The 13,518-nt window shown below is 66.6% G+C and carries 16 protein-coding genes and 2 tRNA genes; 6 read left to right on the top strand and 12 right to left on the bottom strand.

From position 1 onward, the window contains the following. The first annotated feature begins 28 nt into the window (after nucleotides 1-28). Nucleotides 29-421, top strand: coding sequence for a holo-ACP synthase (locus ACNO8X_RS23585; protein WP_020102278.1), 393 nt, complete (start codon nucleotides 29-31; stop codon nucleotides 419-421). A gap of 77 nt (nucleotides 422-498) precedes the next feature. Here ACNO8X_RS23585 and ACNO8X_RS23580 read toward each other — a convergent pair whose 3' ends face one another. After that, nucleotides 499-1,137: a LysE family translocator gene (locus ACNO8X_RS23580; RefSeq protein ID WP_418002956.1), complete on the bottom strand. Its 639-nt coding sequence runs from the start codon at nucleotides 1,135-1,137 to the stop codon at nucleotides 499-501. Nucleotides 1,138-1,185: 48 nt separating this feature from the next. On the opposite strand from ACNO8X_RS23580, the gene ACNO8X_RS23575 reads away from it, so the two are divergent. Next, nucleotides 1,186-2,532: a dipeptidase gene (locus ACNO8X_RS23575; RefSeq protein ID WP_418002955.1), complete on the top strand. Its 1,347-nt coding sequence runs from the start codon at nucleotides 1,186-1,188 to the stop codon at nucleotides 2,530-2,532. Here the strand turns inward: ACNO8X_RS23575 and ACNO8X_RS23570 are convergent. The 6 genes from ACNO8X_RS23570 to bcp form a co-directional block, all read right to left on the bottom strand. Further along, nucleotides 2,508-3,776, bottom strand: a complete 1,269-nt coding sequence (locus tag ACNO8X_RS23570; RefSeq protein WP_418002954.1) for an amidohydrolase family protein — start codon at nucleotides 3,774-3,776, stop codon at nucleotides 2,508-2,510. The genes ACNO8X_RS23575 and ACNO8X_RS23570 overlap by 25 nt on opposite strands. Nucleotides 3,777-3,791: 15 nt before the next feature. Then, nucleotides 3,792-4,568, bottom strand: a complete 777-nt coding sequence (locus tag ACNO8X_RS23565; protein ID WP_418002953.1) for a class II aldolase/adducin family protein — start codon at nucleotides 4,566-4,568, stop codon at nucleotides 3,792-3,794. After that, on the bottom strand, nucleotides 4,555-6,177 hold the full coding sequence (locus ACNO8X_RS23560; RefSeq protein WP_418002952.1) for a class I adenylate-forming enzyme family protein: 1,623 nt from the start codon (nucleotides 6,175-6,177) through the stop codon (nucleotides 4,555-4,557). Before ACNO8X_RS23560 ends, ACNO8X_RS23565 begins: the two co-directional genes overlap by 14 nt. Nucleotides 6,178-6,218: 41 nt before the next feature. Next, complete coding sequence (locus ACNO8X_RS23555) at nucleotides 6,219-6,989, bottom strand: FadR/GntR family transcriptional regulator (protein WP_418002951.1); 771 nt, start codon at nucleotides 6,987-6,989, stop codon at nucleotides 6,219-6,221. 104 nt (nucleotides 6,990-7,093) lie between these two features. Next, entirely contained in the window at nucleotides 7,094-7,330 is a 237-nt protein-coding gene (locus ACNO8X_RS23550) for a hypothetical protein (RefSeq protein WP_418002950.1), read from the bottom strand. 164 nt (nucleotides 7,331-7,494) lie between these two features. Continuing rightward, entirely contained in the window at nucleotides 7,495-7,968 is a 474-nt protein-coding gene (bcp, locus tag ACNO8X_RS23545; RefSeq protein WP_418002949.1) for a thioredoxin-dependent thiol peroxidase, read from the bottom strand. A gap of 91 nt (nucleotides 7,969-8,059) precedes the next feature. Here bcp and ACNO8X_RS23540 point away from each other — a divergent pair, with 91 nt between their 5' ends. After that, nucleotides 8,060-8,284 (top strand): DUF3618 domain-containing protein, encoded by a 225-nt coding sequence (locus tag ACNO8X_RS23540; protein WP_043394403.1) that lies wholly within the window; start codon nucleotides 8,060-8,062, stop codon nucleotides 8,282-8,284. A 9-nt stretch (nucleotides 8,285-8,293) separates the two neighbouring features. Here ACNO8X_RS23540 and ACNO8X_RS23535 read toward each other — a convergent pair whose 3' ends face one another. Continuing rightward, nucleotides 8,294-8,458, bottom strand: coding sequence for a hypothetical protein (locus ACNO8X_RS23535; RefSeq protein WP_418002948.1), 165 nt, complete (start codon nucleotides 8,456-8,458; stop codon nucleotides 8,294-8,296). A 418-nt stretch (nucleotides 8,459-8,876) separates the two neighbouring features. On the opposite strand from ACNO8X_RS23535, the gene ACNO8X_RS23530 reads away from it, so the two are divergent. Both ACNO8X_RS23530 and ACNO8X_RS23525 read left to right on the top strand, forming a co-directional pair. Beyond that, nucleotides 8,877-8,949, top strand: a tRNA-Lys gene (locus ACNO8X_RS23530). Nucleotides 8,950-9,174: 225 nt separating this feature from the next. Next, complete coding sequence (locus ACNO8X_RS23525) at nucleotides 9,175-9,528, top strand: nuclear transport factor 2 family protein (protein WP_043984322.1); 354 nt, start codon at nucleotides 9,175-9,177, stop codon at nucleotides 9,526-9,528. Between the two features lie 2 nt (nucleotides 9,529-9,530). Here the strand turns inward: ACNO8X_RS23525 and ACNO8X_RS23520 are convergent, their stop codons facing one another. The 3 genes from ACNO8X_RS23520 to orn all read right to left on the bottom strand — a co-directional run bounded on the left by ACNO8X_RS23520 (nucleotide 9,531) and on the right by orn (nucleotide 10,949). After that, nucleotides 9,531-10,100 (bottom strand): GNAT family N-acetyltransferase, encoded by a 570-nt coding sequence (locus ACNO8X_RS23520; RefSeq protein ID WP_418002947.1) that lies wholly within the window; start codon nucleotides 10,098-10,100, stop codon nucleotides 9,531-9,533. An 89-nt stretch (nucleotides 10,101-10,189) separates the two neighbouring features. Next, nucleotides 10,190-10,262: transfer RNA gene (locus ACNO8X_RS23515), tRNA-His, on the bottom strand. 57 nt (nucleotides 10,263-10,319) lie between these two features. Next, the gene (gene orn, locus ACNO8X_RS23510) at nucleotides 10,320-10,949 is read right to left on the bottom strand and encodes an oligoribonuclease (protein WP_418002946.1); all 630 of its coding nucleotides are present in this window, start codon (nucleotides 10,947-10,949) and stop codon (nucleotides 10,320-10,322) included. An 80-nt stretch (nucleotides 10,950-11,029) separates the two neighbouring features. Between orn and ACNO8X_RS23505 the strand changes: the two genes are divergently transcribed. After that, nucleotides 11,030-12,616: a helicase HerA-like domain-containing protein gene (locus tag ACNO8X_RS23505; RefSeq protein ID WP_418002945.1), complete on the top strand. Its 1,587-nt coding sequence runs from the start codon at nucleotides 11,030-11,032 to the stop codon at nucleotides 12,614-12,616. A 93-nt stretch (nucleotides 12,617-12,709) separates the two neighbouring features. On the opposite strand, the gene cmrA is transcribed toward ACNO8X_RS23505, so the two are convergent. Further along, nucleotides 12,710-13,516: a mycolate reductase gene (cmrA, locus tag ACNO8X_RS23500; protein WP_043394393.1), complete on the bottom strand. Its 807-nt coding sequence runs from the start codon at nucleotides 13,514-13,516 to the stop codon at nucleotides 12,710-12,712. Between the last annotated feature and the right edge of the window lie 2 nt (nucleotides 13,517-13,518).

Genomic DNA, 13,518 nt, shown 5'->3' with positions numbered 1-13,518 from the left:
CGGGATTGGGTCCGCTAGGTTGTTGCCCATGAGCATCCTGGGTGTGGGCATCGACCTGGTCTCGATTCCCGATTTCGCCGAGCAGGTCGACCAGCCGGGCACCGTCTTCGCGGAGACGTTCACCCCAGGTGAACGCCGTGACGCCGCCGACAAGAGTTCGTCGGCGGCACGGCACCTGGCGGCCCGCTGGGCGGCCAAGGAGGCCGTGATCAAGGCTTGGTCGGGCTCGCGGTTCTCGAAGCGTCCGGTGCTGCCCGAGGGCATCCACCGCGACATCGAGGTCGTCACCGACATGTGGGGCCGGCCGAAGGTCCGGCTGTCCGGCGAGATCGCCGAGCACCTCAAGGGCGTGGCCATCCACGTGTCGCTGACCCACGAAGGCGACACCGCGGCCGCCGTCGCGGTCCTCGAGCAGGACTAGTTCTTCTTTCCGCCGAAACGGCATTCCAGCAGGAAAAGTGCGAGTAGCGACCTGCTGGAATGCCGTTTCGGCGTTATTTAGTCTTTGCGGCCAGTGACTGCGAGGCTGACGCCCAGGCCGACCATGGCCAACCCACCGGCACCGCCGATGGCCGCGATGCGGCGCGGTGACTGGGCGAACCAATCCCGGGCCAGCCCGGCTGTCAGCGCCCAGATGCTGTCAGAGACCACCGCGATGGCCAGGAACACGACGCCAAGCACGAGCATCTGGGCCGACACGTTTCCCGCGGTGGGGTCGACCACCTGCGGCAGTGCCGCGACGAAGAACACGATGGTCTTGGGGTTCGTCAGTCCGACGACGAAACCGTCGGCCAGCACCCGGCTCGGCCGCTTCGCGGACGTACTGCCGGTGAGCACCTCGCCGAGGCCATGTCGATGCCGGATCGCCTGGGCGCCAAGGTAAATCAGGTATGCCGCGCCGATGAACTTGATGGCGCTGAACGCCAGCGACGAGGCCAAGATGAGCGCGCCGGCGCCCAGGGCCACGGCGAGGATCTGCACGTAGGCGCCCATCGCATTGCCGGCCACTGTCAGCAACGCCTGGCGTCGTCCGACCGTCAGCGCCCGGCCAACGGTGAACAGGACGCTCGGGCCGGGCACCACGATCACCAAGAACGAGATCAGCCCGAACGCCAACAGGTGACCCATCGACGGCATGCGGTGACGATACGCCGCTCGGCGATGGGGCGCACTACGCTCGACGTCATGGCTGATCTCGTCGCCCGCGTCCGTGAGGTGCTGCCGTCGGTGCGCGCCGACCTGGAGGACCTGGTCCGCATCCAGTCGGTGTGGGCCGACCCGGCCCGGCACAGCGAGGTGCACCGCAGCGCCGCGCTGACCGCAAAGCTGTTGTCCGATGCGGGCTTCCGTGAGGTGCACATCGTCCAGGAGGGCGGGGCTCCCGCGGTGATCGCTCGTCATCCGGCACCGGCAGGCGCCCCGACCGTGCTGCTGTACGCGCACCACGACGTGCAGCCCGAGGGTGATGTCAGCCAGTGGGACTCCGCGCCCTTCGAACCGACCGAGCGTGACGGCCGCCTCTACGGCCGCGGCAGCGCCGACGACAAGGCCGGCATCGCCGTGCACCTGGCCGCCATGCGAGCGCACGGCGGCAACCCGCCCGTCGGCGTGACGGTTTTCGTTGAAGGCGAAGAGGAATCAGGCTCGCCGTCCCTCGGGGCATTGTTGAGCGCGCACAAGGACCTGCTGGCCGCCGACGTCATCGTCATCGCAGATTCGGACAACTGGAGCACCGAAATTCCGGCACTCACGGTGTCATTGCGGGGTCTGGCGGACTGCGTCGTCGAGGTGGCGACGCTGGATCACGGGCTGCACTCCGGGCTGTGGGGCGGGGTGGTGCCCGATGCCCTGAGCGCGCTGGTGCGGTTGCTGTCCACCTTGCACGACGACGACGGCAACGTCGCGGTCTCTGGTTTGTACGAAGGTACTGCGGCCGACGTCGACCGCGGCCCGGACTGGGTGGCCACCGAGACCGGGTTGCTCGACGGCGTGCAGCAGATCGGTTCCGGCTCTGTGGTGCAACGACTTTGGGCCAAACCGGCCATCACCGTCATCGGTATCGACACCACCTCTATCGGCAAGGCATCGAACACGCTGATCCCATGTGCTCGCGCGAAGGTCAGCATGCGGGTCGCCCCGGGCGGCGACGCCCTGGCCCATCTGGCCGCCTTGACCCGTCACCTGGAGAGCCATGCCCCCTGGGGCGCCAAGGTCACGGTGACGCCCGGCGACGTCGGGCAGCCCTATGCGATCGAGGCCAGCGGCCCGGTGTACGACGCGGCCCGCTCGGCGTTCGCGCAGGCGTGGGGGACCGTGCCGGTCGACATGGGGATGGGCGGATCGATCCCGTTCATCGCCGAGTTCGCCGAGACATTCCCTGACGCAACGATTTTGGTCACCGGCGTCGAGGACCCCGGTACCCAGGCGCACAGCATCAACGAGAGCCTGCACCTCGGCGTGCTGGAGAAAGCCGCGATCTCCGAGGCGCTGCTACTGGGTGCGCTCGGTCAGAACGACTCGGGATCGCGCTGAACCGACTCGGGCACCGGGTGCTGGTAGAGCCGTGAGGCGTTCTCCCAGGTGATCTTTCGGATCACGTCGGCGGGCAGGGTGCCGATCTCTTCGTGGATGGTCGCCTGCGTGTGCGGCCAGGTCGAGTCGCAGTGCGGGTAGTCGGCCTCGAGCATGATGTTGTCCACGCCGATGCGGTCCCGCTGCACGAACGACGACTGGTCTTCCACCGCGCAGAACCAGAAGTTGCGGGTGAAAACCTCAGCCGGAGTGAGTTTTTCGCCGAGCCGTTCCCACGTGCCGTACATCGAGTGGTAGCTGAGCATGTGGTCCAGCCGGTCCAGCAGGCCGGCGACCCAGCCGATGCCGCCCTCGGACAGACAGATCTTCAGGTCGGGGAACCGGCTGGGCAGACCGGAATACAACCAGTCCACCGCCGCTGAGATTGCGTAGGCGAAGAACAGCACGCCCTGCACGTCCGGCGGCGCGTCCGGGGTGGTGGAGGGGGAGGAGCCCGACGATCCGATGTGCAGGTTGACGACGGTGCCGGTCTCGGCGCAGGCCGCCATCATCGGATCCCAGTAGCCCGAGTGGATGGTCGGCAGCCCCAGCATCGCCGGGTTCTCGCTGAAAGTCATGGCGTGGAAGCCACGTTCGGCGTTCTCGTAGATCATCTTGGCGCCCACGTCGGGGTCCAGCAGCCACGGCAGCTGGCAGGGGATGATCCGGTCCGGGTACGAGCCGGCCCACACGTCGAAGTGCCAGTCGTTCCAGGCCCGCACCGAGGCCATCGCCAGCTCGCGGTCGGTGGTGACCTGCTGCAGGCGCTGACCGGCGAACCCGGGCAGGAACGACGGGAAGTTCAGCGAGGCGTACACCCCGTTGAGGTCCATGTCGCGGACGCGCTCGTGGATATCCCAAGCGCCCCGGCGCATCTCGTCGAACCGGACCGGCTCGAAACCGTACTCGGACACCGGCCGGCCGACCACGGCGTTGAACCCGACGTTGGGCAGTTCCTGGCCGTCGTACACCCAGGTCTGGCCGCCGTTGTCGGTGTCGACGACCCGCGGCGCCCGGTCGGCGAACTTGCTCGGCAGCCGTCCGGTGAACGTGTCGGGCGGCTCGACGATGTGGTCGTCGACCGAGATCACGGTGTACCGGCGCGGGGCACGCGGCGGGTCGGGCAGCAGTGTGACGGTGCGGTCCTCGCCGGTCTTGGCGACGGTGAAGTCGAGGTTGGTGGCCAGATCGTCAATGGATTTCATGTCGTACCAACACCTTTACTGCAGAACAGACGGATCGGATTTGATGGTCATGCGGGCAGCGCCGGTCCAGTACACGTCGGCCGCGCGCTCGATCAGGGAGGCCTTCATCCCGACCATGTCGGACCACTTCATCTCGGTCGGCTTCAGGCCCGTGAGCATGACGTCATAGGCCAGCTTGCAGACCCGCTCGATGGAGGCCGCCCGGTACACCGCCTCGGCCAGGTTGCGGCCGGTGGCGATGACGCCGTGGTTGGCCAGGATGGTCACGTTCGCGATTCCGATCCGGACGGCCAATTCGGCTGCGCGCGCGGCACTGTCGACCTCTCCGTCGTACTCGTCGACCAGGCAGAGGTCGTCCAGGAACAGCGATCCGGTCTGGTGCAGCAGTTCCGGCAGCCGTCCCAGCGCCGCGAGTACACACACGTAGTAGGGGTGATTGTGGATCACCACGCGTGCGTCCGGGCGGGCGCGGTGCAACTCGGTGTGGATGTGGATGGCGGGAGTGACGTCCCAGCGACCCCGCTGCACGCAGGCGTCCTCGTCGACGACGCAGATGTCGGAGGCGGTGACCTCTTGCCACCACAGACCCCACGGGTTGACGTACATGTCCGTCTGGCCGTCGGGCTGAAAGGTGATGTGCCCGGCCAGGTTCTCGGCGAAGCCGATGCTCGCGAGATGCCGGAACGCGATGGCCATGGCCTGTTCGTCAGAGAGGTCGACACCGATCGGCGGCGTCACCGAGGGTGCCCAGACTTCGAGTCCGCCGCGGCGCGGTTTTTCAGCTGCGGTCATGTCCGTCTCCCATCCGGGTTCGAATATCTTCGCGCAGTTGGCCTTTGGCGACCTTGCCGCCTGAGGACCGAGGCAGTTCGTCGACGACGATCAACCGTTCGGGCAGCAGTTCCTTCGAAACGTCCTGGGCCAGTAGGTGTGCGCACAGTTCGTCGAGGCCCAGCGTCGCCGAGCCGACCAATTCGACGTAGACACAGACCTTTTCGCCGAACACCGGATCGGGCATGGCCACCGCCGCGGCCAGTCCGACCGCCGGATGGGCGGTGACGAAGTCCTCGACCTGGGCGGCGCTGATGTTCTTGCCGCCGCGCACGATGAAATCGGAGGTCCGGCCCGTCACCCGTAGGTAGCCATCGGTGTCGATCTCACAGATGTCGCCCATCCGCATCCAGCCGTCGACGGTGAACAGCTTGTCGTGGTCGGTGCCACCCAGATAGCCGAGACTGGTCGCCGGGCCGCGGCACGCGGGCTGGCCCCGGCCGGTGTCGGTGACGTCGGTGTCACCGTCGAAGAGGCGGACGGCCATGTCCGCGACAATCCGGCCGCCGGTGCGCAGCCGATGCTCCAGCGAGTCGTGCACCGTGGTGCCGCTCAGCAGGCCCGTCTCGTTGGAGCCGTAGAACTGCAGAATCGTTGCGCCGGTCAGCTGTTCGAACTCGTGGGCGGGACGGTACGGCAGCGCCTCACCGCCGGTGAACACCACCCGCAGTGAGCTCAGGTCGTAGTCGCGGGCCACCGGGTCGGCCATGATCATGGTCAATTGGGTACTGACACAACACAACACGGTGACCTTGTGACGCTCGATGGCCGCGCACGCCGCCGCGACAGTGAAGCGGTCCAGCAGCACGTTGGTGGTACCCAACAGGATCGGGGTGATGTGGGTGGTCCACAGCCCGAAGCCGAACGGGGTCGGGATGACCGGCAGGAACACGTCATCGGAGGTCAGTAGGCCGTTGGCGACCGCTTGTTGATGGAAGTAATACCAACGGTTCTGGGTGTGCACCACGCACTTGGGCAGCCCGGTGGTGCCCGACGTCGAGTTGATGAGGAAGACGTCGTCGGGACCGAGTTGTGCATCGGGGCTCAGGTCCGCCGGGTCCGTGCCGACGGACAACTCGTCCAATATCAGCAGCGGGCAACCGATGGCAGTGGCCACGGTGTGGGCCTGAGCCTGGCGCGGGGGATCGGTGACCAGCAGCCGGGGCTCCGAACCCTGCAGAATGGCCGTGACCTCGCGGATGCCGGCGCGCGCACCGACACCGACCACCACCGCGCCGCATCGTTCGATCGCCACGAACAGCACGTGGATCGCCGTGGTGTCGCCGTGCCACACCGCGATCCGGTCCCCGGGGCGGACGCCGGCGCCTGCCAGCTGGCCCGCCAAAGTGGTTGCCGCGGCATCGAATTCGCGCCAGGTCAGCGACCGGTCCGGGTGATCCACATAGGCGACGCGGCCCGGGGTGCGAGTGACGTTGGCGCGCACGGCATCCGAGATCGTGGTGTCGGTCCACCAGCCGTTGGCGTAGAAGCGGGCGACGTCCTCGGCAGTGAAGGCGGGCGAACTCGTGACCGCTGTCGTCTCCGTGATGGTCGCCTCCGTCGGCCGCATCTTCAAATCATATGAAAATAAGCGCGTACCTTGTCAAGGATTCACGAAGAACGGGTGCGGGTCCGCACCATCGCGGGGTCGACCACCCCGGCCGAACCCGGATAGTGCTGGGCGTCGAGCAGATGCGTCGCGGCGAGCTCGCGCGCCCGTTCAGCGTCACCGGCCTCGATGGCATCGATGAGCTTGCGGTGGTCTTCCAGGGCCGCTCGGCGCTCGTCGACGGGAATGCTGGCGTGATCGGTGAACTGTCGTGACCAGCTCAGTTCATGCGACGACCAGAGCGCCTCGAGTGCGCCGGCGAGGATGATCATCGTCTCGTTGCCGCAGTGCTGCACCAGCGCCTCGTGGAAGCGCCGACTGGCGGAGGTGACCAGCACCAGATCCTCGACCGAATCGACCGACTCGGCATGGATCCGCCGAAGGACCGGCACCACTTCGCTCTTGCGGTCAGCGCGCTGCGCACACAACGCCGCGCAGGCCGGCTCCACCTGCTGCAGCGCGGAGCCGACGTCGCCGAGGCTCACCTGATTCGCGCCGAGTACCAGACCCATGGTGTACGCGACGTTGCTCGCGCTGGGCCGGTGCACCACCGAGCCACCGAGCTTGCCGCGGCGGACGCTGAGCAGCCCTTCGGCGTCCAGGATTCGGATGGCCTCGCGCAGCGACGGCTTGCTGATCGGGAACTCGACCAGCAGTTCGTCTTCCGTGGGCAGCACGCTGCCATCGGCGAGGTCGCCGCTGAGGATGCGGCGACGCAAGTCGTCGGCCACCTGCTCGGCGAGGCGGCGGAAACGGACGTCGGGCGCGGCCACGGGTCGAGTGTGCCAGAGAGGGGCGGCAGGGTGACCGAAGTCGTCACCCCGCCGATCCGGTGTGGCCGGGGGCACGAAACGTCGTCCCCCCGGGCGCCGGAGCTCTACTCGTCGTCGTCCTCGTCGTCTTCGTCCTCGTCGAATTCCAGATCGAGCGGGTCTTCACTGTGGGGGTCCACGGAATACTGCTGCCAGTAGGACGGGCTGAAGTAGATGGTGTCTGAGTGGTCGGCGTCGTCGCCGATCTGGACCCAGAGAATCTGGTCCTTCTCGCCATAGCTCAGTGCCTGGGGGTAGCGAATGCTGCTGTCGACGGTGCGGATGTGAATGTTGTGCGTCACGCCAAAAGTCTTGCACCTGAACGTATCTGCGGCTGTTTGCGGGACACCGGTAAAGACAACGATTGGCCGAATGGCCACGTGGCTGTCACACGTGGTTGGGCGGGGCGCTACGCGGCTCCCAGCTCAGGGCTCGCCGAGCTGGGAACCGACGATGACGCCGATGGTCAGACGGACAGGTCCCGTCGCAGCTTCGCCACGTGGCCCGTCGCTTTGACGTTGTACTGCGCGACCTCGACCTTGCCCTGCTCGTCGATGAGGAACGTCGAGCGGATGACGCCCTGCACGGTCTTGCCGTACATCGTCTTCTCGCCGAAGGCGCCGTAGGCGGTGAGCACCTTGCGATCGGGGTCCGACAGCAGCGGGAACGTCAGGCCCTCGTTGTCCCGGAACTTGGCGAGCTTCTCGGGCTTGTCGGGGGAGATGCCGATGACGTCGAGTCCGGCCTCGTTGAGTTCGGCCAGGCTGTCGCGGAAATCGCAGGCCTGCTTGGTGCAACCCGGCGTCGACGCCGCCGGGTAGAAGTAGACGATGACCTTCCGGCCCTTGTAGTCCGACAGCTTCACGGTGTTGCCGTCGGCGTCGGGCAGGCTGAATGGGGGGGCTTTGGCGCCCACTTCGAGTCGCGGGGTCGGTGCCACCGGGATGTCCCTTCTGTCGGCCAAGCGTTGCTGTTACGGCAAGCTGCTCTAGGGTAGAGCGCCAAGGTGCAACGCGAGCTGGAGGGCTGAAGTGGCTGACCGGAATCCTGACCAGATCAAGCAGGAAATCGATCGTGCACGCGATCAGTTGGCGTTGACGGTGGACGCTCTCGCGGAACGAGCAAATCCCCAGCGCCTGGCTGACGACGCGAAGGCCAAGGCCATTGCGATCGCCTCCAAGCCGGCGGTCATCGCATCGTTCGCCGGACTCGGCGTTGTCGTGCTGGTGGTGGTTATCCGCAAGATCCGCGGATAGCCCGACTTTCTAGTTCCCGCGACGCGGTGTCAGCCAGCCTGGCAGCCAGCTGCGCGGAGGATTCGCGACCCGGCCGAGTCGGGTGCAGTTATAGACGATGACCAGGGTGTCGTCGGCTGCTGTCGCAACGTCGGCGTCGGGCGCTGCGTAGGCGGCAACGGCGATGGGTGTCATCAGCTAACTCCCTTCTGGCGTCGTCATCTACATTTCTACACCATCATACGCGGTTTCAGCTAACTCTGTTTTTATGTGTCGTGGCATAAAATTGCAGGTCTAGTTGATTTTCCCCGCCTTTCTAGCGTCGGCCGCTATTGACGATGATGGCTGTATACAACGTCGCGACAGGTGTTGCGTGGCTACTGACCGGCCAGGATTGGGTCGTGTTGGCATGCGGCGCAGGGGCGTTCGGTGCACATCCGTGGTGGCGCCCGAGCTGCCCCGTCGCCCTGTGTGATGTTGGACACGAACGCGGGCCGTGGCGGTGCTGACCGAGTCATCTTGTCCTGTTGCGCAGCCTGGTTGCGGGGCTCGAATACGGCGTTGACCATACGATTTCACCCTGCGGCCATCGGGCTGTTAAGGTCTCTCTCGCGCGCCGTTAGCTCAGTTGGTAGAGCAGCTGACTCTTAATCAGCGGGTCCGGGGTTCGAAACCCTGACGGCGCACAGAAGCGAAAGCCCCCTCCTTCGGGAGGGGGCTTTCGTCGTTTCTGGTCGATCCGCGGGTGTATTGCTGGGCCCGCGGAGTCAACGCCGACCAGGCGACGCGCCGTGGCGGCGGTGGTGATGAAAACCCAAGCGGCAGAACATCGTTACCTCTGACGTAATCGACTTGCTGCGTCGACGCGGCCAAGCTTTGAGCTGACCAACCCCGATGTGAAAGAGGTCAGCATGAACGACATCGTCACCGCGTACCTGAAGACGTGGAATGCCACCGACCCCGCCGAGCGCAGCGCCTTGCTCGGTGACCACTGGACACCTGAAGCGTCGTACACCGATCCGATGGCCGACGTCAGCGGTCGTGACGCCATTTCCGGCGTGATCGGCGCGGTGCATACCCAATTCCCCGGGTTCGTCTTCTCGCTCGTCAGCGGACCCGACAGCCACCACAACCAGGCCCGCTTCCAATGGGGTCTGGGGCCTGCGGGGGAGCAGCCGCCGATCGTCGGGTTCGACGTGCTGGCGACCGACGCGGACGGCCGTATCCGGTCGGTGCACGGCTTCCTGGACCAGTTGCCCGGCTGAACCTAAGCCTCGGTGGGTAGGAACGTGGCCAGCCGGGCGGTCGCCAGCGCCTGTTCGGCGTCGTACTGCTCGAACGTCGCCACAACACTGAACCCGAGGCGCTCAGCCAGTCGAAGTGAGGCGCCGTTGGCGGTCTGGGTGACGATCACGACAGGTTGGTCGCCCAGCTCGCCGGCTGCGTACTCCAGCAGCAGCCGCGCAGCTTCGCTCGCATAGCCCTGACCCCACGCGTGCGGCCGGAAGACATAGCTCAGCTCGAGCTCGTCGTCACCGGTGTCGAGATGACCGGGAACGTCGGTGCGACGGCGACTCAGCGTGACCGTCCCCAACATTTCGTCGGAATCCGCGGCCGTCGCGATGTAGCAGCCGGGGCCTTCCAATAGTGTTGCTGCCCCGACCGATTCGAGCACGGCGCGAACGTCGTTGACGGGCCGCGGGCCGCCGAGGTACCGGCGCACCCGTTCGTCGGTCTGTGTTTCGATCAGGCCTTCGGCGTCGCCGTCTCGGGCTTTGCGCAGGCGAACTCGGGCCCCTTCGAGACAGACTGCTCGCAACTCAACGGCGTCACCCACGTTCACCACTGTGCCAGCAGGGCGGGTGACCCCTGGAAAACAAACATCGCCTCACCCGCGTTTGCAGGTGAGGCGATGTTCTACCTCGGGGTGGCTGACGGGACTTGAACCCGCGACACCCAGGATCACAACCTGGTGCTCTACCAGCTGAACTACAGCCACCATTGCTGCGGACCTTTCGGCGCTAGCAGCGTCGTAGATATTAGCGCCTTCGGCCCGCTAAGCCGAATCGGTTACCGCCGAATCGTTCGTCGGCGGGCCCAGCTCGCCCGCGACCGCGGCGATTTCGCTGGTAGACGGACCGGGTGCGGGCACGAACGCGGTGCCGCGGTAGTACTTCAACTCGCGGATGGACTCGTGGATGTCGGCCAGTGCGCGGTGCGCGAGCCCCTTGTCCGGTTGCCCGAAATAGATGCGCGGGTACCAGCGGCGGCACAGTTCCTTGATCGAGCTGACGTCGATCATCCGGTAGTGCAGAAACTCGTCGAGGCGCGGCATGTCCCGCGCGATGAAGCCGCGGTCGGTGGCGATCGAATTACCGGCCAGGGGAGCGGTTTTCGCCTGCCCGATGTGGCTGCGGATGTAGTCCAGCACCATCTGCTCGGCCTCTTCGAGGGTGACGGTGGCGGTCCGCACCTCCTCGATCAGGCCCGAGCGGGTGTGCATCTTCATCACTACGTCAGCCATACCGTCGAGTGCGGCATCGTCGGTGTGGATCACTACGTCCACGCCTTCGCCCAGCACGTTCAGGTCGCTGTCGGTGACCAATGCCGCGATCTCGATGAGCCGGTCGGACTTGAGATCCAGCCCCGTCATCTCGCAGTCGATCCATACAAGTTCGTCACGCACGGTGTTCCAGACTATTCCCAGCCCATCAACGGGGTGTCCATACCCGGCCACCAGGGACCCGACGAAGTAGGGTCAGGCGCATGACGACAGCATCGAATGCATCCCCCGCGCAGCAGATCGCCGCTGGTTACGCCGTCGCCGGCCAGGCGCTGAACCTGGGCGCGGTCGTCGTCGACGGGACCGTCGACCCGAGTGCTCAGGTCAAGATTCCACTGGCCACCATCAACCGCCACGGCCTGATCGCCGGCGCGACCGGCACCGGCAAGACCAAGACGCTCCAGGTCATCGCCGAGCAGCTGTCGACGGCTGGGGTGCCCGTCGTGATGGCCGATGTCAAGGGCGACCTGTCAGGGCTCGCGCAGCCCGGCGTGGCCAACGACAAGACCGCGCAGCGCGCCACCGACACCGGCGATGACTGGACGCCGACCGCGTTCCCCGTCGAGTTCCTGTCCCTGGGGACGACGGGCGTCGGCGTCCCGGTGCGCGCGACCGTCACCAGCTTCGGGCCGATTCTGCTGTCGAAAGTGCTGGGACTCAACCAGACCCAGGAGTCGACTCTCGGCCTGATCTTCCACTGGGCAGACCAGAAGCGTCTGCTGCTCGATGATCTGAAGGATTTGCGTGGCGTCATCCAGTTCCTGACCAGTGATGAAGGCAAAGAGGAGCTCAAGGCACTCGGAGCCGTGTCGCCGGCCACGGCGGGTGTCATCTTGCGTGCGCTGATCAACCTGGAGGCCGAGGGCGGGGACACCTTCTTCGGGTTGCCTGAGCTCAAGCCCGAGGATCTGATGCGGCTGGACCCGCAGGGGCGCGGCATCATCACGCTGCTGGAGCTGGGTAGCCAGGCCGCGCGGCCGGTGTTGTTCTCGACGTTCCTGATGTGGGTGCTGGCCGATTTGTTCACGACGTTGCCGGAGATTGGTGACGCCGACAAGCCGAAGCTGGTCTTCTTCTTCGACGAGGCGCACCTGTTGTTCGCCGACGCGTCCAAGGCGTTCCTGGACCAGGTCGAGCAGACGGTGAAACTGATCCGCTCCAAGGGCGTCGGCGTGTTCTTCTGCACGCAGCTGCCCACCGACATCCCCAACGACGTGCTCAGCCAGCTGGGCGCGCGCGTGCAGCACGCGATCCGCGCGTTCACCCCGGACGACCAGAAGGCCCTGACGAAGACGGTCCGGACCTACCCGAAGACGTCCGTCTACGACCTGGAGTCGGCGCTGACGTCACTGGGCATCGGCGAGGCGGTCGTCACGGTGCTCTCCGAGGTCGGTGCGCCGACCCCGGTGGCCTGGACCCGCCTGCGGGCGCCGCGATCACTGATGGGCACGATAGGCCCCGACGCCATCGCCGCGGCGGCCAAGGCCAGTCCTTTGCAAGCGACGTACGGAGCCACCGTCGACCGCGACTCGGCCTACGAGCACCTGTCCGCGCAGCCGGTGGCGGCTGCTGGCGCCGTCCCGACTGGAGACGCGGCAGCACCCGCTCCCGCGCCGGCCGAAGAGCCTGACCTCAACGCGTCCGGCCGCGTCGAGGTCGAGGCCGAGGGGCCGGGCATGGTCTCCGAGGTGCTGCAGAGCACCGCCTTCAAGAGCTTCCTGCGGTCCGCGGCGACCGTGGCCGGCCGCGAGATCACCCGCAGTCTGTTCGGCACGACCCGCCGACGGTAGGTCGGTTCCGTCGGACGCGCCGAGAAGGACCAAATGGTCGTTGGTGGCGCCGAATAGCAACCATTTGGTCCTTCTCGGCGCACCCGACCAGGCCTAGGAACCGCCGAGCTTCTTGTAGACGGCACCGACGATCGGCGCGACGATCGAGCGCGGGGCGTAGCCGCTCGCGGCCGACATCGCCTTGGACGTCAGACCGGGCACGACGCGCATCTTGTTGCGCTCCAGGCCGTCCAGCGAGACCCGGGCGGTGTACTCGGTGTCGATCCAGAGGAAGTCGGGGATCAGCCGCTCGACCAGTGACTGCTCGGACGGGTCGGGCAGCTCGGTGCGCACCGGCCCGGGCGCCAGCAGCGTGACGTTGACGCCGTGCGGCTTGAGCTCACCGCGCAGCGATTCGCTGAAGGTGTTGGCGAACGCCTTGGACGCGGCGTAGGTCGCGTTGTTCGGGATGGGCGAGTTGCCCGCGGCCGAACCGGAGATCAGGATGCCGCCGCCGTGACGCGAGATCATGCCGGGCAGGACGGCGAGCACCAGGTCGTGCACGCCCTGGACGTTGAGCTGCACCTGGGCCTTCTCGCCCTCGACGGGCAACTCGGCGACGGTGCCGAACGTCGCGGTGCCGGCGTTGGCGCACAGGATGGAGATGTTGCGCTGGGCCAGCTCGTCGCAGAGCTTGTCGCGGTCGGCCGGGTCGGTCAGGTCGCAGGCCCGGACCTCGACGGTGACGCCGTACCGGTCGGTGATGCGCTGGGCGACCTCGGCCAGCACCTCCGCGCGACGAGCCGTGATGATCAGATGGTGGCCGCGGGCGGCGAGTTCGGTGGCCAGCGCTTCACCGATGTTCTGAGAGGCGCCGGTGACGACGGCGCGGGCGTCGGGACTGGGAGCGGGTACAGGCATGG

It is taken from the genome of Mycobacterium sp. PDNC021 (assembly GCF_048282635.1).
In the GTDB taxonomy this organism is placed as follows: domain Bacteria; phylum Actinomycetota; class Actinomycetes; order Mycobacteriales; family Mycobacteriaceae; genus Mycobacterium; species Mycobacterium llatzerense.
Note: the sequence above shows the minus strand (reverse complement) of the source record. Positions and strands in the feature narration are given on the sequence as shown.